We start from the raw sequence: 22,117 nt of genomic DNA, 5'->3' as shown, positions 1-22,117 counted from the left end.
CCCTCGTTACGCAATTAAGACGCTTATTAATTTTTCAAATCTTCACCATTTGATTCGATAACTTTCTTGTACCAGTAGTAACTCTTCTTAGGTGTACGGCTGAAATCTCCTTCTTGATTATCGTCACGATTAACATAAACGAAACCATAACGTTTTTCCATTTGACCAGTACCTGCTGATACTAAATCAATACAGCCCCAAGGAGTGTATCCAATCAAATCAACACCATCTTTGATGGCTTCTTTCATTTGTTCGATATGGCCTTGTAGATATTCAATACGATAATCATCATTGATTGATCCATCTTTTTCAACAGTATCACGAGCACCTAAGCCATTTTCAACGACCATAACAGGGATTCCATAACGTCCATAAACATCATTTAGATACCAACGGAGTCCTTTAGGATCCATTGCCCAGCCCCATTCGCTGTACTTAAGGTAAGGGTTCTTAACACCAGTTGAGAAGTTACCTGCGGCTTCGGCTTTACTTGGATCTGATGTCAAAGCATTTGATGAGTAGTAACTGAATGTGTAGTAATCAACAGTTCCTTCTTTAAGAACTTCAGCATCTTCAGCTGTGATGTTCAATTTAACATTGTGTTCATCCCAGAAACGTTGTGCAAAGTGTGGATATGCACCACGAACCTGAACGTCACCACAATAGTAGTTGTTAATTTCGTTAGCATGTTGAGCTTTCAAAATATCATCAGGGTTTGATGTCAATGGATAGTTAACATTACCAGCAATCATACAACCAATCATGTTTTTAGCATTGATCTTGTGACCAATTTTAACTGCTAAAGCACTGGCAACGAATTGGTGATGTAAACCTTGAAGATTGTTTTGAATATCTTCATCAGTCATTTCACCGTTGAATGGAGCGGCACCATCTTTAACTGGTAGTCCTAATGACATGTAGCCACCAAACATCATACCAATATTGATTTCGTTAAATGTTAACCAGTAGTGAACTAAATCTTTGTATTCTGTAAATAAAGTCTTGGCATATTTAACATAGAAATCGATAACTTTACGGTTGTCCCAGCCACCATAAGCTTCTGTTAAATGATAAGGCATTTCGTAATGTGAAATCGTAACTAATGGTTCAATTCCATATTTGCGACATTCTTCGAAAACATTACGATAGAAATCCAAACCTTTTTGGTTAGGTTCAGCGTCATCACCATTAGGGAAAATTCTTGTCCAAGCAACTGACATACGGTAAGTCTTGTAGCCCATACCAGCTAATAGCTTGATATCTTCTTTATAGTGATGATAGAAATCGCTCCCTTCGTGTGATGGATAATAGCCATCAGGTTGCAAATCTTTAGTAAATACACGTGGCTTCTCATAAGTTCCACCTAGCAAAAGGTCAGCTGTACTTGCTCCCTTGCCATCAACATCCCAGGCACCTTCATATTGATTGGCGGCAGTAGCTCCACCCCATAAAAAGTTCTTTGGAAATTCTGTCATAGTCTCTACTCCTTCAATTTCGTTATATTTATATGTTAACGCTTTCTGACATAAAAATTAAAGCTTATTTTAAATCAATAATACTGTCACCAGGTTCAACATGACCATCTGCTAACACACTAACATTGTTATAATTCTTTGAGTTAGTAACAATGACTGGCGTTGTAACGTCATAATCCTGACTGGTAATTCCGTCAACATCAAATTCCATTAATAGCTCACCTTGATGGACTTCTTGGCCTTGTTCAACGTGACTAGTGAAACCTTTACCTTCTAGTTGAACTGTATCCATACCAATATGAATCAACAATTCAGCGCCATCTTTAGAATTAATACCAATAGCATGTTTTGTTGGGAAGACAACTGTAATTGTCCCGTCAACTGGTGAATAAACTTTTCCTTCATCAGGAAGTATGGCAACTCCTTTACCAAGTGCTTCTGAAGCAAAGACTTCATCTTTAACGTCACTCAATGGAACGGTTGAACCTTTAACAGGACTGATAATTGTTTCTGGTGTAACTGCTTCTTTTTCAACTGTTTCTGGAGCAGCAGTTGTTGTAGCTGTTGCTGAACTAGCCATAGCTGTGGCTAATTGTGGTTCTGCATTATTTGAAGTTGGTTCCTCAACTGCATTTTCGTTCTTAATATCTTCTTTACTGAAACCAAAGACTAGTGAAAGTCCAAGCGCAACAGCAAAAGCAACAACCCATGAAATAAGAGCGCCGTAAACTGACATATCCATACCACTAGCACCAATGTAACTAGGGAATAAGAAGACACCAAGTCCTCCGACCATGTAAGCCTTAGTACCGAATAATCCCATTAAGGCACCACCGATACCAGCACCAACACAACTCATTGCGAAAACTTTTTTACGAGGTAAAGTAATACCATAAATAGCTGGTTCTGTAATTCCAAAAATACCGGATAAGAAGGCTGACCAACCAAGGCCTTGAACTTTCTTACTCTTAACTTTCATGATAACTGCTAGAACGGCACCAATTTGAGCAAAAGATGCGGCACCAGTTAAAACAAGAATTGGATCATAATGAAGATTTTGAATATTTAACATTGCCAATGGAACAAGTCCCCAGTGTAAACCGAAAATAACAAGAACTTGCCACAAACCACCAATAACGGCACCTGTAATAATTGGACTTAAGTTGTAAAGAGCTGAAGCACCAGCAGCTAATCCATCACTGATCCATGATGTAATTGGTCCTACAACCAAAAGTGTTAATGGGACAACAACTAATAAAGTAAAGAATGGAACTAGGAAGGTTTTAACAACACTTGGAATGACTTTCTTTAAGTATCGTTCAACCTTAGAGGCAATCCACATCGCCACAATGATAGGAATAACTGATGAAGTATAGTTCATCATAATTACTGGAATCTTCAAGAAGGTAATGTGAATTGGTGAAGATAACGCTGAACCAGCAAACAAAGTGAATAATGGTTTTCCAGTTACAGCAGTCGGATTCAAAGCAACGATTGTTGGATAAACTAACGCTGCACCAATTGATAATCCGATGAATTGATCAACGCCGAATTTCTTAGCAGCCGACAATCCTAAAATAATTGGTAGGAAGTAGAAGAAAGCATCCCCAATTGCGTAAAGTATAACGTATGTACCAGAAGTCTTAGTTACGGCTCCCGTTGTTACTAGAATAGTTGCCAAGCCTTTGATCATACCAGTTGCAGCCAAACAGCCTAGTGCTGGGGCAAAAATTCCAGAAATCAAATCAATAAATTTATCTAGTAAACTAGTTTTTTCATCATCTTCACCATAGTCATCAGGAACAGTTCCACCATCTGGGAAACCACCCACTTTAACAACGTGATCGTAAACGTCAGCGACTTCATTACCAATAACAACTTGATATTGGCCACCACTTTGAACAACAGTTACGACCCCTTCAGTATCTTTTAATTCTTCAGTATTAGCCTTTTTTTCATCTTTTAATTTGAAACGTAATCTTGTGGCACAATGAACAACGCTTTTAACGTTATCTTTGCCACCGACTAATTTAACAATTTTTTTAGCTAAACTATCATAGTCTTTCATAATAATTTCTCCTTTATCAGGTATCAGGCAAATAAAAAAGCTCAAGAGATCACACCACTATTCACCAATAGTAATGTAATTTTCTTGAGCTAATGCCTGCCAAACAGTAACACGCTAGTATTTAATTTTCTCGATGGGTTACTCGCCAAACATGTAAGATCAAATACATTTGATCATTTGACGACAATGCCCATCCTTTAGTATTTCGTAAAAATGTAGAAATCTTTTGAACAGTTTGATTCTCTTGAGGATATTTAGCAATCATTAATTTCAATAAACTAGGGTCCAATTGTTCACCAGCAGGCTTATTGGATTTGATTTTCTTAATTAAAAAATATCTCAAATGTGAAACCAAACGACTATAGCTGAATGATTCATCATCCAAAGTCTTATGGTAACTGATTTGAATAATATTGATGATATCGGAAATTATCTTGGAAACTTGGATCGTGTCCTGAAGGGATTCTTTTTCATTCTCCAAATTAACAAAATGATACGTCAAGAAAACTAATTCATCCTTAGCAAAATTAACTTTCAAATCCTTATTGATGATTTTAATTGCCCTTAATGATGCTTGATATTCTTTAGGAAATAACTTTTTTACTTCCCAATTAACTGCTCTATCCGTAAACTCAATGTGCTCTTTTGCCCGTTCGTAAGCAAAATTGATGTGATCAGCCAAAATTAAATATTGATAATCATTAAATTTAACCTTTAAAAAAGATTCGACATCGTTAACTATATCAGAAGTTACATCAATGATAGATTTATCATATTCCCCTAAATTATCAATGTTTGCTGTATTCTCCGACTTGAAACGTTGAGTGATTTTTGATGCGTCCACCAAATCACCCGTTTTCTTGCCAAATCCGATGCCTTTTCCAACAACTACCCATTCAACATGATGGTCATCAACTACAAGGGCTGCATTATTATTATAATTTCTTACAAATTTCAATGACTTACCCCCTAAAAAAAATACCCACTAATTGCACACTAAAATATGCACAATATTAGTAGGTTTATGCCTGATCGAATCAGTAACACACATCGTTTACAGGAACCATGATAGCGGTTTCTAAATAATACGTCAAGTATCTTTCCTAAATTAAACTACAAAAGTATCAATTTTTATTGTAGAAAGTGAATTTTTTAAGGTTCATTTATTGTCATTTTGGTTAGATAATCTTGATCAAAAAATCGATAAAATGTAATGTAAACGTTGTCAATTAAGAAGTATTAAATAAACGCTACAAATTGTCTATGTACTTCGTTATACTTGACCTAACAAGGTTTTGAACATTATATCTGTAAGCAGAAAAATCGTTTTTTATTAATATATTTTTTATCATGATATTATGCTAATAATTAAACTTGCTAAGGAGTCTTGCATATGCCAAAAAAAATTGCTGTCGTAGCCATGAATACCAAGAAGATTCCCTATGTCGGTGGTAACGAACTTATCATCACACTCGATAATCAAAAGGTTTGGTACACTGCTAATACTAAACAGATCAGAATCCCCTTCTTCACTAATGTTCTCAATTCAATGATGAATAATTTTTTCAGTACTTTTATGAAACGTTCCAATAAACAGGACGTTGTCAAAGCTAATTATTTCTCTAAACAAGTTGCCCGCTACTTAGCCAAAAATAACTACGATCAAGTTGTTTTTGAAAATGAACAACTCAGAAAGAATATTTCACGTCGTCTTGAAAAGAAAACTACTACTGTCCCAGAAACTTTACTTGCCTAAGGACATAAAAATAAGGTTCAGAAATCTTAATTGATTTCTGAACCTTATTTTTATTCTTTCTGACACTTCGATATTAATACTCCTAAAGCAAAACAAATATTCACTATCAGTAACGTTTTGACGGTGTTACTGTCAAAAGAAAATCCTGAAGGCCAAATGATCGATACTATCCAAGAAACTGAAAAAGTAACAATAATGGCTATACATATTCTAAAAAATTTCGATTTCATCATATTTTCTCACCTCAGAGAGGACAATCTACATCCCAATTTTTTAGTTCTAATTCCAGTATCTCATGAGGTTAATACTTTTTAAACAAAAAAACTGAATGCCTCTAATGACATTCAGTTTCTTATTTATCTTACAGCTTTAACAATGTCTTCATCACCAGTGACAAAGTTAATATCCTTCTTAATTGTAGAAGGTGTCTCCAAAGCTTGGGCAATAACCTTAGCTACATCAGCTCTTGGAACACTACCACCTTCATAATTGCTTTGAATATTGATTTTTCCTATAGCATCATCATTCGTCAACATTCCCGGATGTACAATTGTGTAATCCAAGTTTGTGCTGCGAAGATACTTATCAGCATAGTGCTTAGCAATATAGTATGGTCTGATTCCTGAAGCTTCCCACTTGCTACGATCATCACTATAAACAGCACTAACCATAATGTAGCGCTTAATACCTAATGTTTGGGCGATATCCATTGTCTTAATGGCACCATCTAAGTCAATTTCCATAGTCAAATCATAACCAGCACCACCGGCACCTGCTGTGAAAACTAATGTATCAGCTCCAGAGGCTTCAATTGAGTTCTTTATTTCAGCTATCGGTGCAGTCAAATCAATGTATTGTGTTGGAATATTTTCTGCTTGATAAGCCTTAATTTGTTCCTCACTACGTAATCCTGCAGCAAAATCAATCTGCTTGTTTTGAAGTTCATCAATCAACAAACGCCCTACTTTACCATGGGCGCCAATAATAAGTACTTTCATTAAAAAATACCTCCTTGAGTAACTTCACTTTAACAACAAGTATTTAATTTTTCCATTATTATGTATTCCACATAAAAACATCCAGAAATTAATAAAATAATTCCTGAATGTTTTTTTAATAACTAACTTCTTTATTAGCTTCTAACTGACATTCGTGGCCACACACTTTTATGACACATCCCTGATCAGCTTTAATTTTTATCGTATTATCTTCAAAATTCAGACGATACTTTACACCACAATATTGTTGTGTAAATGATAATCTTTGCCACTTACTTGGTAGCCGTGGATCAATGTTCAATATACCATCTACGAATTTTACACCAGCAAAATCACGCATAATAACGGTTAATACTGCACCCATAACACCAGTATGAATACCATCAGCGGTCGTTCCACCTTGAATATCATCATAATCAGAACGGATGGCTACTTGTAATTTTTCCCAAGCTTTATCGACGTCTCCTAAAGCGATATCGATACTAGCATAGACAGGTCTAGAAACAGTTGATCCATGTACAGTTCTGGCTAAGTAGTAATCGCGATTCTTTTTCAACCAATCTTTTGGCAAATTATTACCCAATTGCTCTAAGGTCTTTTGCATTACTTGTGGTCCCAAATTGTAAATCATCATCAATGAATCAGCTTGTTTGTCAACTTGATAGTCGTTAGCTGATTTATTCTCAGCTGTTAAAATGCGATCAATTCGATGGATATCGCCGTACTTCTTTTCATAATCAGCTAAATCCAAATCTTTCAGTTCAAAATAGTGATTATACTGTTCAACAATACCCTGATCATTGATATAAACTTTTAACTTATGAGCCATTTCATCAGCCTTACGAATTAATATTTCGTCAAAGTCTGATTCTTCACAGGCTTTAATAAAAATCTCTGGCATTTCTTTACGTAATTTCAACAGCCAGGACAATGACCAAGCTACCATTAAATTAGTATAGGCGTTATCTGACAAACCACCTTGATTTGTATTCGGATAAGCTTCATGGAATTCATCCGGGCCCATGACACCAGATATATGGTAGTTTTCACCATCATACTCGGCTTTTTCTATCCAAAACTTACTTGTCTGCAAAAGTACATTCAAGCCGCCTTCTTCTAACAGACTATTATCACCTGTCATCTGTGTATAATTCCAAATATCATACACAACAGCTAAAGACACATGACGTTGTAAACGTGAATTATCAGGATACCATTCATTAGTCATTGGATTCAAATGGATTAGCTGAGCCTGTTCATCACCAATACTAGCCGATTGCCAAGGATACATAGCGCCATGTTCTCGCTGCAACTCAGCGTTTTTCTTAGCAGCCGGTAATCGCTTGATCCGATATTTCATTAAGGCTTTAGCTGTTTGGGGTTCAATTGTTGTGTAGTAAGGAACGAAGAAAAGTGCATCCCAGAAAATATGTCCACGATAGCCTTCACCCGTCAATCCACGTGAACCAACTGATGCATCTAAGTCCGGATTAGCTAGTTTTTGTGCGGCTTGGTGTAATTGGAAAATATTCAAACGAATCAATTTTTGAATATCTTTATCATCACTGTTTATTTCAACGTCGGCATCTTTCCAAAAATCAGACCAATGTTGTAAATTGTTTTGATAAATTTTTTCAAAAGTACCTTTATCAAGGGCAGTTTTAACAATCTTCAAATAATCTGAACTCTCATAATCAGTCGCTACCGCCATAACCCGTTTAACATCAAAAACTTGTTTAGCAGCTAATTTAATCGTTGCACGGTCCACAATTGAATCTTGATTATAAGTCGTCTCAAAACTAACATCTGGACTAGTTGTCTTAGCACCTACAGCAAAGTTGATATTTGATTGCAAGGTCTTCCCTTGTAAAACGTGATTGGCTATTTGAGTTACTTTAAATTCCTGACTATTGAATTTACGATAGCGAGCGACATTCTGATTTTGAATTTTACCATCGATTATCATTTCAACACTGACCTGAGCTGAAAAATCTAAAGATAACTCTACCTTTAAAGCCAAACGATGATAAGATATTGGATCACAGATTTTAGTCGTTTTAATGAACAAGTGCCCTGCATCAACTGGGTAAACTAGCTCTTCTGTTAGCTTACCTTTGTGCATATCCAGAGTGGCTTTTCTTTGATCATAAGGAACCGTAATTTCAGTTTCGTTAATTTTAATCTTTAATAATTGAGGATTGGGAAAATTAACTGGATCCTCATTTATAATGTCTCGAGAATTAACTTTGGTCGTTGTTTGATTGAAAATTCCGGCAACATATAAGCCAGGATAATGATTAGCGTTATAACGACTCATCAACGGTGCGCCCCGCCAACCGAGGTATCCATTACCTAAAGTTAATAGAGCTTCTTGACTGTAGGATTTAACACCACTTGGCGTATCCCGATAAATTATTTGCCAATTTTCTGTCATAACGATCTCCTTATTTTACAGCATCTTTAAAAACGTTCTTCTGTTGAGCTGCTTTAACTTTAGTTAAGTCAGCATCACTGAAGCCCCATAGGTAAACACAAACGAATGAGATAACAATAGTTACAACACTAGCGATAACGAAGGCCCAAATATTATTAGGATTTGTCTTAGAGAAGAATGATGGGAAACCAATCAATGATCCTGTAAAACCAAACATATCGATTTTCATTAATCCAGCAAGGAAACCACCAACGGCACCACCGATATTAGACATCCAGAAAACACGTCCGTATTTCAAATTGATACCATACATAGCAGGTTCAGTAACTCCGGCATAACCCGATAAAGCACCGGCCAATGATAAGCCTTTAACACTAGCATTCTTCGTCTTAGCCCAAACTGCTAAAGCACCAGTACCTTGAGCAATCATTGTAAAGTTGATTAAAGCATTCAAAACTGAATGACCAGTCATAGCAATATCGTTTGAAACGATAGGAACAACCATCCAATGCAAACCGAAAATTACTAAAACTTGATACAAACCACCAATTACTAATCCAGCAATAGCTTCATTAGCTGTTACTAACATGTTGATTAAAGCAGCCAATCCACTTGAAATTAATGAAATAACTGGTCCCATGATAACTAAGACAGCAGCAGAAACGATAAATAGCGTAAATAATGGTTGGAAAATTGAACGTAAACTGAGTGGTAAAACTTTTTTAAGCCAATTACCGACTGGTCTTGCTAACCAAGCAGCAAAGATAATTGGGAAAATTGAATATGTGTACTGTGGAATATGGATAGGCATACCGAAAAATTCAGCGTTCATTGGAATACCTAAGAAAGTTGCCATGCCTTTAGTTGGTGCTGCCCACAAAGCAGCAATAGTTGGGTGAACTAAAACACCTGCAATAGCAGCTACAACAATCGGATCAGAACGTAATTGTTTGGCAGCCGTGTATCCAACTAAAATCGGTAAGAAGTAAAAGGCTGAATCGCCCATAGCGTTAATAATGATGTAAGTTGTTGATTTAGTATCAATTAAATTCAAATTAAATGTAAAGAGTGTTAAAAATCCCTTTAAAATACCAGAAGCAGCAAGTAATCCAATAATAGGAATCATTGAACCAGTAATAGTTCCAATTAATAATTGAAATCCTTTAGAGATCCAACCCCAAAGACTTGTAGGTCTTTGTTGAACTTTAGCCTGTTTATTAGTTTCTTCAACCGCTGATTCAGTGGCTTCCTCATCAGAAAAGCCTTCTCCTAATTGAGCAATCACTTGATCATAAACATCAGTAACTGCTGGTCCAATGACAACTTGGTATTGACCCAAACCGGCATTATATAAGGCGCCTGCAACACCATCTAGGTTAGTAATCTTTTCCGTTTGTGCTTTCTTTTCATCTTTTAAGTAAAATCTCAAACGTGAAATACAATGAATGACTTTATTAATATTTTCAGGTCCGCCGACATAAGAAATAATCTGCGATGCTAACTCTGAATAATCTTTACTCTTTGCCATTATTCTCAATCCCCCGTATTACTAATATTTATTTTTGGCATTTAATGATGGCGTCTAGCAAACTCGACACTACTGAATTTGTCTGCTCGATGTCGTGACTCGGTATATGATAAGATTCGGCTATCAGTGAGATGGGTTTCACTCCGCACAACAACCATTGGTACTGATGATGAAATTTCCAATTGATTGCAGTCCTCATATTCAGGATTTTCAATCGTCAAATGTTTAATAGCATAATCAATTGTTAATCCTAAATTATGTTCAAAATAGTGAAACAACGAATTCTCGGCCTCTTCCACAGGAATATCTTTGACAATATCTTCATTCACGTAATCATAATCTAAAATGGTTGGTATGCCATTAACGATTCTTTCTCGTACAATCAGTTGTGCGTAAATTTGATCAGATCCAAAAAGTAAATTTTCTGGCACTAAAACATGATCCTGAATCTTAATCACTTTATTTTTTGAATCCATGCCATTTTCTTTAACTATTTCTTTATAACTTTTTATTGATGAGACTGGGAACGAAAATCGTTTTGTACTTAAAACTAAGCTTCCCTTGCCTCGTATGGTTTGAATATATCCTTCATCTGCCAACAATTGCATTGACTTACGTACCGTTTCCCGGGATACGTGGTAACGCATCACCAACTGCTGATTGCTGGGAAGAAGTTCTCCTGATTGATATTTCTGTGTTTGAATACCACTTAATAAATCGTGGTAAATTACCAAGTACTTTTTCATATGACCTCCAACGACCTAAGATTAGCATAAATAAAAAGCGCTTACATCAACGTTTTAAAGGCATTATCGGAAAAACCTAGACAAGTTGATTACAAACACCGGAAGAATTACCAAACTAAAACTAGACAAGTTTTTTCACCTTTATTTATTCTTTTATGTCGATTATATTTATTTAATATTTAAATCATAATTTTTTATTTATTTAATAGCAATTCTATTCAAAAAAAAGCAGACCTAATCGTTCATCACGATTAAGTCTGTTTTTGATTTCGTATTAACTTATTTAATTTCTGTATAGCTATCACGAACGGTAAATAATGAATCAATTGATTCATTCAATTCTGTCATTTTAATAGCATCACCGACAAGGTCTGTTACAGAAAGAATTCTTAATTTATCAAACTTGCATTCATCGGGTACCACAATTGAATCTGAAACTAGAACTTGCATAAGATCTGAGGCTTCAAGTCTCTTAGCAGCATCTTTTGAAAAGATTGGATGTGTAGCAACAGCTGAAATTGTTTTGGCACCAGCAACTTTAACAGCTTCGGCACTATTGATCATTCTTGTACCAGTATCGATCAAATCATCAACAATAACACATTGTTTACCGTCAACATCACCAATAATGTCAGGAACGACATTACTATCTTCAGTTGATCTTTGATCAACGATAGCAATTTGTGAACCGAAGACTTCAGCTAAGGCACGAGCACGTTTAGTTGAGTTATGATCTGGAGCAACGAAGACAAAATCATCAGGATTCTTGATCTTCTTTTCAAAATAACTAGCGAAAATAGGCATAGCACGTAAGTGATCAACAGGAATATCAAAGAATCCTTGAATTTGGTCAGCATGCATATCAAGGGCGATCACACGATCAACCTTACCTAATTCCAACATGTTTGCAAACAACTTTGCAGAGATAGGTTCTCTTGAACGAGATTTTCTATCTGAACGAGTATATGCAAAGTAAGGCAATACACAATTAATGTTTTGTGCACTTGCACGTCTAAGAGCATCTACAGCAATCATTAATTCCATGAAATTATCATTTACAGGATCTGAAACTGAATGAATGATGTAAACATCTTTTCCACGAATACTTTCATTAATTTGAATGTTAATTTCACCATCACTAAAATGTGAAACACTTGCATCCAATAATGGAATACCCATGTAGTCAGAAATTCTCTTAGCTAATGGCTTATTACCATTTAAAGAAAGTAAAGCAACGTTATCTAATGTACTATTAGACATATTTGTCCTCCAAAAAATTATATAAGTACTGGTCTACCAACAGGTTTACTCTCATCGGCAATCACCAAGCCCATGTCGTTTTCCGACAATGATTTGTTTTTAGTTCTAACTCCCGATTGTGAAACTATTGTAAACTTATACTTTAATTTTACACTCAATTGTAGATAATTATCCAGTAAATATGAATCTATTTTTCCATTTAAATACAAATGATACTCCGGGTACTTTTTCATTACGTTTTCAACAATATTTACATTGTCCGGATTTTTTACTTGTGAAACGGTTAAAGCAATCGCTACCCTCTCAGCAAAGTTTCCCAAAAATTTATTTTTCTCATCAGGCTTTAACTGTGGCTTGCCAAAAATATTCTTCTTTATATAATCTTCAACGTTAGTCATATTAACCCTCCATATGTCATAGTATAGCTGAGAAAGTAATAATATAAAAGAATGATAATTGTTCCTTACCCTGCAAGTAAAATTGTATAATGTGGGTAAAGAAAGGATGTGTTACTTATGGATGAGATGGTATTTTTTAACCCCGGCGATGCCATTGCTAACTCTAAAGACTTTGGTGAGGCTGTCCGCGGAGCACAAATTTACAAAGCTAAAGATCCTTATGAATCATCCCTTATCGTTGCTGAGGATGTCAGCGATAAAAAATCTTTTGTCGTATACTTTGCAAAAGACGAAAAATCAGACGTTAAAGATTCTGATAAGAGTGTAGTTCCTTATCATTTGAAGAAAAAAATTTAATTATTAAAAAAATGACCTGAACTCATAATAAATTCGGGTCATTTTTTTTACGCCACCGTAAAATGCCATAATATGACATTCCCCTGATTAGAATAGAAGTATAAATTAATTGGAGGTCGTCATATGACAACTATTACAATTGGTAAAAAAATAATAATGAAACTGAATTATATAAAGCTATCGAAAATTCCAAATCAGGTGACACAATTAAATTATTGCCTGGAGTTTACTTTTCACAATCACAACCTTACATCTTCACTATCAAACATAACCTGACTATAGTTGGTCAAACGCACAATCCCGATGCTGTTCGATTAAACTGTGCTTTTCTTTTAGATGAAGGTGCAATTTTTATTGCTCAAAATCTTTCCCTTGCCTATGGTGAAAATCAATTTAACACGATTGCAATGTACAATAACACGCAATTATTCGGACGCAACATTCACATCTCCCACACTTCTCAAGACAAATGGGATTGTCTTTATGGTAAAAACGCGCAAATTTCACTAGTTAATTCAACAATAACTATCAATAATTTGAACGCTGCCAGTCTGGATTTGGAAGACAGCCAACTTTACCTTGAAAATACACATATTGCTGGCTTAGTCACTAAACTAACTGATTCTTCTGTCAAAAATTCCATCATTGATAGCACAATCTATTTAGATGATAATAGTCTGCTTGAATTTTCTGACCTCATGATTAATTCCAATGACAATCAATCCTTCTGTGAACTTTACGCCTTGAATAATTCAAATGTTGCTGGTCAAAATTTACAAACCACTAGCTCCTCGCCAACAATTGCCCTCGCTGAATCTAATCTTAACGTTAATGAATTTAAACCTGACCTTCAAAATATCACCTGGCATTTCGATGATAATTCCGAAGTTCTCGCTGATAGTATTAGACCTTACACATCAGGACTTTAAACATGCAAAAAGCCGAATCGTAATGATTCGACTTTTTTTATTTGTTTAATTTTTCTTGAAGCCAATTATCGAGAAAAGCCAACTGAGGTCTGGTATGGAAACGATGTTGGCCGTCTTTCATCACCGTTACATTAACGTTATGATTTTGCACAAAGCCTTTTAACACTGATTTTGAAGTGTGATCATCATGTTCACCATATGGAATTTCAGTTGGAACTTGCCAATCAAGCGGATTATCTCGAACATACTGTAATGCCTGCCAAGAGAATTTCTCTTGACCAATCACTATTTCACCTTTATCACGTAATTCAGCTTCAGTAATATTATTCTTCTTCATTGAAGTTAATAAATATTGTTCCATATTCAATAATGGAGAGATGAATAAAGCTTTAGTTATCGTTATATCCTTCGTCAACATTGAGAAATACGCTCCAATGCTGTTAGCTAATATCAATATCTGATCATATTGTGGACTTACTTGATCATATACATCCTTAATTTGTTTTTCTACAATCCAAGGCAAGTATTCTTTGTAATCAATCCCAACAATATCATACTCAGGACAAACTTTTTTAAACCGTTCAGCTTCTGCGGCACTGCCACCTTTTCCATGAACATACAGGATAACTTTTTTCAAAATCCCATCCTCCAACAAATAAAGACAAACAAAACCAGTGGATTATTTATTTTTATTTTAATTATTGCGATTACGATAATCTTTAACATTTGCAAAATTTTGTAACTCTTTTAAATTTCCCTCACTTTTCAAATGTTGACTATATTCTTTGTCTAGGTCTGAGATAACTTCATTTGTTCCTGGGACAAAATGAATCGTTTCTGTTCCTGCCTCAACAGCGGTTTGATAATACCATTCTTTGAATTTTAAATAACTCATAGTATCTTCTAAATCAGTAATCTGCTGTTGTAAATCTTTTCGGTGATCTTCTAACAATTGATATCTTTTTTCTAATGTACTATCACCTTGAAGACGATATTCAATGAATTTAGAAATATCAACTACTGAAACACCAGCATTTTTTAAACAAATAATCGTTCTCATTAAATGAATATCGTTGTCTGTAAATTCACGTCGTCCAATATCATTACGTTTAACAAACGGCAATAATCCTGATTTATCATAATAACGAATTGTATCAATCGTGACACCTAATTTCTTCGACACTTGTCCTATACTATAGCTCATATTTCTCTCCTAGCAATGAGTCGTCCGTAGATAATGAAATCTCCTGACGACTCTTTATTTCAGAAATTAAATTCTCCAAATTACCGAGTCCTCCTTCATAAGCAAATTGTCCCAAAGGTAAATGTTCAGGAATTACTTCATTATCTTCTATTTGATTATAAATCACTTCAGCTATCTTTTGAGGATTTCCGGGAGCACCAGTAACCGAATCAGATACATGTACTATTGAATTTCCAAATTCCTGATAATCAGAAATATTAGGAACAACTTTATTTGAAGAACGTCCGGACCAATTTGTCCTAGCACCACTAGGTTCTACATTCATAACATGAATGCCTAAATCAGCCACTTCTTGCCTTAAAGTATCGGCGTATCCTTCAACAGCATACTTTGTAGCACTATAGAATCCCATTGTAGGCAACGTTGTTAGGGCTAAGGCTGAAGAAAGATTTACAATAACACCCGACTTTTGTGTACGCATAATTGGTAATACAGCATTGGTCATATTAGCTAAACCAAAAACATTGACTTCAAACATATACCGAACTTGATCCATATCACTTTCTTCTATCGTCGAAAAATATCCTAATCCTGCATTATTCACTAAAACGTCAATTGTACCAAATTTTTCTTTTGCCTTTGAAACAGCATCCTTAATTTCAGATTGATTTGTTACATCGATAATTACCTTTTTAATCTTATTACTGTCAAATTGATCCAAATAGTTCAGATCTTCCATTTTTCGTGCAGCGGCCACCAAATTAGTATCTTGTTTACTAGCAACAATTTGTGCTAGTTCTTTGCCAAATCCACTAGAAGTACCTGTTATTAACCATGTCTTTGCCATTATTTCTATTCCTCCTTGCCACCATTCTTAGTAAACTTGACTAAACCATCCAACCACTTTTGATGACCATTGAGCATTGGATTTGGATCTTGTTGTGATAATTCTGCAGCGGGTTTACCAATTTGTGATTCTTGTGTCAGCAAGCGAATCCGTCCATCACTCAACTTCTCAATTAGAAAAGCATGATAAACGTCAAATTGTGTTTTCTCATCACCGTTTTGCCATCCATGCCAAGCTAAACGTGCAATTCTTCCGTCACTAGGTTCTACTAATTCCATAACCTGTGCATCTATAGGGAATCCAAATGTATTAAAATGAAATGTCTCTGCAAAATGTAATTTAGTATCATCCTTAATACTCAACTCGATATTCGTTGCATTATCATAATATTTTTCCCATTTAGAAGTGTCGACCAAATTATTCCAAATATCTTCAATGTTAGCTTTGTCAGTGATAACTTCATTAGAAACAGAATTATCTGTTTTTCCTGGTAAATAGTCTGTAGACCAATTAATTGTTTTCATGTTTTATGTCCTCTTTTTTAAAGAATAAAATCATCTTATATCCTGGAGCTGACTTCAGGACAAGGATTAATTTCAACTTTTTTGTAAAAAAAAGGCGAAGAATTTAATCCTCGCCTACATAAATCTACTTTTTACTAATATAGTCTAATAAATTGAATAGAATCTCAGGATTCTCAACTGGAACGGTCATTTGCAAAATATCATCAGCCGTTTGATTCAAAACTGAGCCTTCGATATATAGAAAATCATTTACCACCATCTCACGGACGTTATCTGCCTTCGGTTCAAAATGAAACTGTAAACCAATAATACGATGGTTCATTACAAAGCCTTGATTCTTAACCTTATCACTGGAGAATAATAATTCAGCTTCATCAGGAATTTCAAACATTTCTTCATGCCAATGTAAAACGTTCATCTGTTCAGGTAAATCAGGGATTACTTGTGATTGTAAATATACCGGTGCCCAACCAACTTCCTTAGCTGGTGCTTTGGTAATATTGTAGCCAAGTTGTTTGGCAATTTGTTGAGCTCCAAAACAAGCACCAAAAATTGGTTTATCCTGTTCAATCATTTTTGCAATCAATTCACGCTCTTGCTTAATCCAAGGTAAGTCATCATTAGGACTCATTGGACCTCCTAAAATAACCAACATGTCAGTTTCATCGGCGGTTGGTAAATAGCCAAACTGATATGGATGATAAATATACATCTCATGTCCATGTGCTTGTGACCAATCCTGAATCATCCCTGGACCTTCATTTGGAGTGTGTTGCAAAACATTTATTCGCATATAAATCCTTTCACTCAACGGCAATGTTTAACTGGGTATCGCCTGCAACTGCCCAAGATGGGAATATTATAGCATGATAAATTTTTTTAATAAAAATACATTTTATTTTCAAAATATAAGTAGTGACATATTATGACAACTGACGGTGTTATTCTATATTTATCAACGATTGTTGAAGCTTAAAAAATCACTTATAGGAGATATTAAATATGAGAAATCCAAAATTTAATTCTATGGATAGTTGGGCAATTTGGGATATCCCAGATACTGATCTTACAAATAAAACACCTGATGAGCGTCAAAAGCTTTTTGGGGATAACTATCAACCTAATCATTCTCCATCTGAAAAACTAAATAAAGATTTAGACGCCAAGCTTAAATCTTCAAAATATGTTATTGCTGGAATGAACCCTGGTAATGCAGCCTCTGAACAACCAGTTGAACCATTTTCAAATTTTCATGGTGCTAAAAAGAGTGCTGACTATCGCTTGGCCGCCGCTCTTTACGGAACCGAAATTTGGGGTTCATTCATGACCGATGTCTCCTCTACAATAGAAAGTAAAAGTGACAAAGTCAAAATAACTCAAAATGATGTTGAAAAGTTTGAAAATCATCTTGACGAATTAGGTATTCCTGACGATGTTACTATAATTGCATTAGGTACAAAAACATTTGATGCCCTTAATAAATTTGCTAAACGTGACGTAAAAAAAATCTACCATTATTCAAGATCAAACGGTTGGTGGAAGGCTGAAAGGGTTCATGGTCAGATTGAAGATATTCTAAATAAGTAAAAAAAATCGGTTGGATATTAATCCAAACGATTTTTTTATTTATCATATAATTCAACTGCTTTTTTCAAACGAGTTTTAACTTCTTTAACTAATGATTCTGGACCTAATACCTTTAGCCCATCTCCTTGACTTAAAATCCACAACAAGGCACCCTCTGAGAATATCTCGCCTTTGATGATCACACTACCATCATCTTTAGTTTCTACAATCTTTGATCCTGGTAATTTATCTAAAGCTGTTTGAGGATAATTCCAGTATTGAAATGTATAGTTTACGTCATTCCCCATTTTTAATAGATATGTTTTTTTCAGTACTTCGCCTTCATCGACTTTTTTACTAAATGGGATATTGTAAGATTTACGTTTTTCCTTAATCGGAAAATCAAATCTATCAATTCTAAAGACTCGTGGATTGTCCTTATCATCGCCGTCTTCCATTAAATAGATCATTACATAATAAAATGAAGTATCAAAATACAGATTAATTGGTGTACCCACAAATGTCTTATCAGAATTACTGCCATCTCTGCTGCTACGGTATGTAAACTCAATTATCTTATGTTTGAGAATCCAATTAGAAAATTCATCAATTCTTTCTACCAAATCATCCTGTGTTTTAACAGGATAATACTTACCTAATGTTGTTGATAACAAGGTTTTAACACTTGACTGTTCACTAAAGGAAACAAAATTCAGAACTTCTTCTTCGATTTTTTCCAATTCACTTTTACTAAAAGCACGCGTTCCAATAACCATTTTTAGAATTGTCAATGCTTCTGCTGAAGTAATCTGTCCTTCGTTCTCAACTCGATAAACTTGATCTCTCACGTCATAAACAATTTTTCGATCAGGCATATATCGATCCAATAGGAATCTCATATATTTTAAATCTAGTTGGATGGCCTTCTTCTTTACACCATAATGTTTCATCGATTCTTCAAGGTTAAACGTCTCACCAGAAAGCAACTGAAGGAGTAATTCTACAATTCGATAACGACTACCATATTCCTTAATACGTTTTTCTTCATCCTCTAATTCATCGTCCATTGAAATTGCCTCCTAAAATATTCTTACTTTTCCATTTTTACTTGTTTACCATGGTCCAATACCCATACTAGATCCTTAGCATAAATTATATTTCCTTCAATAATGACTCCATTTTCTTTATGACCGGATATATGAAAATCAGGCAACCGGTTTAAGGCATCTTGAGGATTTCCAAGGTATAGAAAACGATAATGGATTTCTTCACCACTATTAGAAACATAATTTTTATTGCCAATTTGACTTCTATCTTCTAGTTTTTCTCGAGGAACTTTAATTTCATTATTTAAGACTTTGATATTCTGAAACTGATCTATCCGATAAACAACATTCTTACTTAGTCCACTTCCTACGTAGGTCAATATATAATAATGATCTTCTTTTGAGAATATTGATATTGGTACACCTTTTAGTATTTGGGTTTGACCATTATATGTGAACTGAACCGTTTTTCGATTAATTATTGCATCTATAAATTGATGAATAAGTTTCAAAACATCTTTATTATTAGACTTTATCGAACCATTAGATTCGTACGAACTAGCTAGCAAAGTTCCTACAGCTTTCTTTTCATCGGTTGCCACTAAAGAAATTATGTTCTTCTGTATTCTATTAATTAACTTACTATCAGCCTTTAATTCACTGCCTAGTAAAGGTAAAAGTGTAATTATCGCTTCTGTACAAGATAATTTTCCATGGTCAAAAATACTATAGTTATTTTGCTTCTCATTATATTTGATTTGTAATTGATAGTTTCCTACTTCTTTGTCTATTAAAGTATGCTTAATCGTACTTAAATCGCGTAAAATCGTACGCCTAGAAACGCCGTATCTCTCAGCGTCATTATTGATATTAATCTTTTCTCCGAGCATCATTCTCCCCATGATAGTTAACACTCGTTCTTGACTGTTTTTGTCCTTGCTGTTAGTCAACAGTTGGCCCCCTCTCCTAACCTTTACAACAATTCAAATTTTAGCATTGAGGGTCGCCACATTATGACATTTGGAAGGTACCGTAAAAAAACATTTTATTTATTTTTTAATTGATATTCTAAAAACATGAAGTCCGAACCACCACGATTCGTCAAAATACTATTATCATTCATTTGCCATAAATCAGTATTAATACTCAAATTCTGTTTTTGACAGAAATTCTTTAGTTGTTCTAAACCTCGACAAACTTCATCGGTACCATTTTCAACTTTAACAGTTACATATTCACCAGCTGGTTTTTCAATTGCCGGCATGGCCTTGCCACTATTATTGGTAGAACATTCTTTAATAACTCTAAAAGAAGCATCTGGATACTCTTGTGCATTTGCATCAGGTAGATCAGTTAGGAAGCCTGATTGGTTACCGTCCATTAAGGCAAGCTCGTCTAATTCCTTATAAAATGAACCAAACAGTTCTGCAATCTCTTCATCAGTACAAGAAGCCGATTTTTGTGAACACCAAAATGAGATTTTAGGTCGTTTAACTATTACTGGTTGATAAGGTTGAACGGTTAGTTGCTCACCTTCTCCAACTTTCTTAGAAACTACCGATTGGATTTTAGATAATTCAGTAATCTTTCCATCTATTTTCTTTTGAATATTCAACAACTCGTCCATAACTTCAGCACTTGAATTATTTTGTAATTCTTTAATTTTTTCCAATGGTAAACCTAGATTTTTCATTCCCAAAATGAATAATAAATCATATATCTGGTCATAGTCATAATAGCGATATCCATTATCACTACGTTCTTTAGGATGAAATACACCTTGCTCATCGTAAAATATCAATGTTCTTCTTGTTGTATTCGCTAATTGAGCCATTTCACTAATTTTTAACATATAATTTTCCTCACATTATAAAATTATATGCTAAATTAACAAAAAAAATACACCCTTCACAGGATGTATAAATTTATTTTTAGTCTGTTGTAACAATAACTTGTCCCATTGGACGGTCATGTTTCATAACGTATTCTTGAGCTGCCTGAATATCATCAAGTTTGAAGACCTTAGAAACTGGAATCGTCAAATGATTATCGTTGATCAACTTGAACATTTCAGCGACTAATTCATTACTAATATCTACACCATCGAAGGCTGTAATGTACTTGCCACCAATATTTTCAAATGGATCGAAGTTCTTCCATAGCCATTCACCAGAAAGTAATCCGACAACTGTATAAATACCGTCACGGTTTACATGAGCTAATGAATCACTGACAACGGGAGCACCAACCATATCAAGTAAACCATCATAAGCTTTTTCAGTTTGAAGTTTACCATCTTGATCAATCACAACATCAGTTGCACCCATATCAAGTAACATTTGACGACGTTCTTCACGTCTAGTTGTTGCTGTAACCTTGATACCCATAGCGTTGGCCAAAACCATTGCGGCCATACCAACACCAGTCGTACCACCACGAACTAAGAGTGTTTGACCAGCTTGTAACTTAGTTGTCTTCAAAGCACCAAAGGCTGTATAGAATGTTTCAGGGTAAATTGCAAAATCAGCCCATGAACCATCAAATTCAACTGGACGAACAATGTCATCTGGTACTAAAGCATATTGTTGTTCACCACCATCAAATTCACGACCAAAGCCACCATTGATGATAACGATCTTTTGACCTTTCTTTAAATCACTATTCTTTGAAGGTTCGAAAACTTCACCAACAGCTTCAACCCCAATAACTCTTGGGAATTTAACTGAAGGAGAACCACCCTCACGAGTTAGAACCTCATAACGATGAACGGCAAAAGCACGAATGTGAATTACAGTCTCTTTATCAGTTGCTTTAGGAATAGGACGTTCTTCAATCTTTAAAACTTCTGGGCCACCGGCCTTACGAATAACTACTGCTTTCATATTTAATATCTCCTATATATTTAATGTATTTATCTCTCAACAATTAAATACTATAAACTGTCCCGCCACGTTACAGTCAAGGGATAGTTTCAAAGTTTT

22 protein-coding genes are annotated in these 22,117 nt (G+C 34.9%); 4 read left to right on the top strand and 18 right to left on the bottom strand.

Annotation, left to right across the window (positions count from 1 at the left end):
• Nucleotides 1-26: 26 nt before the first annotated feature.
• The 3 genes from ATN92_RS16620 to ATN92_RS16610 all read right to left on the bottom strand — a co-directional run bounded on the left by ATN92_RS16620 (nt 27) and on the right by ATN92_RS16610 (nt 4,501).
• On the bottom strand, nt 27-1,475 hold the full coding sequence (locus ATN92_RS16620; protein WP_056954121.1) for a glycoside hydrolase family 1 protein: 1,449 nt from the start codon (nt 1,473-1,475) through the stop codon (nt 27-29).
• Nucleotides 1,476-1,539: 64 nt separating this feature from the next.
• Nucleotides 1,540-3,543: a beta-glucoside-specific PTS transporter subunit IIABC gene (locus tag ATN92_RS16615; protein ID WP_056954119.1), complete on the bottom strand. Its 2,004-nt coding sequence runs from the start codon at nt 3,541-3,543 to the stop codon at nt 1,540-1,542.
• Between the two features lie 121 nt (nt 3,544-3,664).
• Nucleotides 3,665-4,501 (bottom strand): PRD domain-containing protein, encoded by an 837-nt coding sequence (locus tag ATN92_RS16610; protein WP_056954117.1) that lies wholly within the window; start codon nt 4,499-4,501, stop codon nt 3,665-3,667.
• 435 nt (nt 4,502-4,936) lie between these two features.
• Between ATN92_RS16610 and ATN92_RS16605 the strand changes: the two genes are divergently transcribed.
• On the top strand, nt 4,937-5,299 hold the full coding sequence (locus tag ATN92_RS16605; protein WP_056954115.1) for a hypothetical protein: 363 nt from the start codon (nt 4,937-4,939) through the stop codon (nt 5,297-5,299).
• Nucleotides 5,300-5,655: 356 nt separating this feature from the next.
• Here the strand turns inward: ATN92_RS16605 and ATN92_RS16600 are convergent, their stop codons facing one another.
• The 6 genes from ATN92_RS16600 to ATN92_RS16575 form a co-directional block, all read right to left on the bottom strand.
• Nucleotides 5,656-6,297 carry an SDR family oxidoreductase gene (locus ATN92_RS16600; protein ID WP_056954113.1) on the bottom strand — a complete coding sequence of 214 codons (642 nt, stop codon included), beginning with the start codon at nt 6,295-6,297 and terminating at the stop codon, nt 5,656-5,658.
• A gap of 115 nt (nt 6,298-6,412) precedes the next feature.
• Nucleotides 6,413-8,731, bottom strand: a complete 2,319-nt coding sequence (locus tag ATN92_RS16595) for a glycosyl hydrolase family 65 domain-containing protein (protein WP_056954111.1) — start codon at nt 8,729-8,731, stop codon at nt 6,413-6,415.
• Between the two features lie 10 nt (nt 8,732-8,741).
• Nucleotides 8,742-10,259, bottom strand: coding sequence for a PTS transporter subunit EIIC (locus ATN92_RS16590; protein WP_056954109.1), 1,518 nt, complete (start codon nt 10,257-10,259; stop codon nt 8,742-8,744).
• Between the two features lie 41 nt (nt 10,260-10,300).
• Nucleotides 10,301-11,005 (bottom strand): trehalose operon repressor, encoded by a 705-nt coding sequence (treR, locus tag ATN92_RS16585; protein ID WP_056954107.1) that lies wholly within the window; start codon nt 11,003-11,005, stop codon nt 10,301-10,303.
• 279 nt (nt 11,006-11,284) lie between these two features.
• Nucleotides 11,285-12,265, bottom strand: coding sequence for a ribose-phosphate diphosphokinase (locus ATN92_RS16580; protein WP_054642828.1), 981 nt, complete (start codon nt 12,263-12,265; stop codon nt 11,285-11,287).
• Between the two features lie 17 nt (nt 12,266-12,282).
• Nucleotides 12,283-12,663 carry a YueI family protein gene (locus ATN92_RS16575; RefSeq protein ID WP_056954104.1) on the bottom strand — a complete coding sequence of 127 codons (381 nt, stop codon included), beginning with the start codon at nt 12,661-12,663 and terminating at the stop codon, nt 12,283-12,285.
• Nucleotides 12,664-12,780: 117 nt separating this feature from the next.
• Here ATN92_RS16575 and ATN92_RS16570 point away from each other — a divergent pair, with 117 nt between their 5' ends.
• Both ATN92_RS16570 and ATN92_RS16565 read left to right on the top strand, forming a co-directional pair.
• Nucleotides 12,781-13,020, top strand: coding sequence for a hypothetical protein (locus ATN92_RS16570; RefSeq protein WP_025086317.1), 240 nt, complete (start codon nt 12,781-12,783; stop codon nt 13,018-13,020).
• Nucleotides 13,021-13,235: 215 nt separating this feature from the next.
• Nucleotides 13,236-13,949 carry a hypothetical protein gene (locus ATN92_RS16565; protein WP_056954102.1) on the top strand — a complete coding sequence of 238 codons (714 nt, stop codon included), beginning with the start codon at nt 13,236-13,238 and terminating at the stop codon, nt 13,947-13,949.
• Nucleotides 13,950-13,986: 37 nt separating this feature from the next.
• On the opposite strand, the gene ATN92_RS16560 is transcribed toward ATN92_RS16565, so the two are convergent.
• From ATN92_RS16560 to ATN92_RS16540, 5 genes are all read right to left on the bottom strand, one after another.
• Complete coding sequence (locus ATN92_RS16560) at nt 13,987-14,586, bottom strand: alpha/beta hydrolase (RefSeq protein WP_056954100.1); 600 nt, start codon at nt 14,584-14,586, stop codon at nt 13,987-13,989.
• A gap of 57 nt (nt 14,587-14,643) precedes the next feature.
• On the bottom strand, nt 14,644-15,153 hold the full coding sequence (locus ATN92_RS16555) for a MerR family transcriptional regulator (RefSeq protein ID WP_056954098.1): 510 nt from the start codon (nt 15,151-15,153) through the stop codon (nt 14,644-14,646).
• Nucleotides 15,143-16,000, bottom strand: coding sequence for an SDR family NAD(P)-dependent oxidoreductase (locus ATN92_RS16550; protein WP_056954095.1), 858 nt, complete (start codon nt 15,998-16,000; stop codon nt 15,143-15,145). The genes ATN92_RS16555 and ATN92_RS16550 overlap by 11 nt, the downstream gene beginning before the upstream one ends.
• A 5-nt stretch (nt 16,001-16,005) precedes the next feature.
• Nucleotides 16,006-16,524, bottom strand: a complete 519-nt coding sequence (locus ATN92_RS16545) for an SRPBCC family protein (RefSeq protein ID WP_056954093.1) — start codon at nt 16,522-16,524, stop codon at nt 16,006-16,008.
• Between the two features lie 124 nt (nt 16,525-16,648).
• Nucleotides 16,649-17,317 carry a type 1 glutamine amidotransferase gene (locus ATN92_RS16540; RefSeq protein ID WP_056954091.1) on the bottom strand — a complete coding sequence of 223 codons (669 nt, stop codon included), beginning with the start codon at nt 17,315-17,317 and terminating at the stop codon, nt 16,649-16,651.
• A gap of 209 nt (nt 17,318-17,526) precedes the next feature.
• Between ATN92_RS16540 and ATN92_RS16535 the strand changes: the two genes are divergently transcribed.
• Complete coding sequence (locus ATN92_RS16535) at nt 17,527-18,111, top strand: hypothetical protein (protein ID WP_056954089.1); 585 nt, start codon at nt 17,527-17,529, stop codon at nt 18,109-18,111.
• Nucleotides 18,112-18,146: 35 nt separating this feature from the next.
• Here ATN92_RS16535 and ATN92_RS16530 read toward each other — a convergent pair whose 3' ends face one another.
• From ATN92_RS16530 to ATN92_RS16515, 4 genes are all read right to left on the bottom strand, one after another.
• Nucleotides 18,147-19,157 carry a helix-turn-helix transcriptional regulator gene (locus ATN92_RS16530; protein WP_056954087.1) on the bottom strand — a complete coding sequence of 337 codons (1,011 nt, stop codon included), beginning with the start codon at nt 19,155-19,157 and terminating at the stop codon, nt 18,147-18,149.
• 23 nt (nt 19,158-19,180) lie between these two features.
• Nucleotides 19,181-20,086, bottom strand: a complete 906-nt coding sequence (locus tag ATN92_RS16525; protein WP_056954085.1) for a WYL domain-containing protein — start codon at nt 20,084-20,086, stop codon at nt 19,181-19,183.
• 95 nt (nt 20,087-20,181) lie between these two features.
• Nucleotides 20,182-20,988 (bottom strand): MerR family transcriptional regulator, encoded by an 807-nt coding sequence (locus ATN92_RS16520; RefSeq protein ID WP_082604583.1) that lies wholly within the window; start codon nt 20,986-20,988, stop codon nt 20,182-20,184.
• 79 nt (nt 20,989-21,067) lie between these two features.
• Nucleotides 21,068-22,018 carry a zinc-binding dehydrogenase gene (locus tag ATN92_RS16515; RefSeq protein ID WP_056954083.1) on the bottom strand — a complete coding sequence of 317 codons (951 nt, stop codon included), beginning with the start codon at nt 22,016-22,018 and terminating at the stop codon, nt 21,068-21,070.
• Between the last annotated feature and the right edge of the window lie 99 nt (nt 22,019-22,117).

This window comes from Companilactobacillus bobalius (assembly GCF_009764355.1).
Note: the sequence above shows the minus strand (reverse complement) of the source record. Positions and strands in the feature narration are given on the sequence as shown.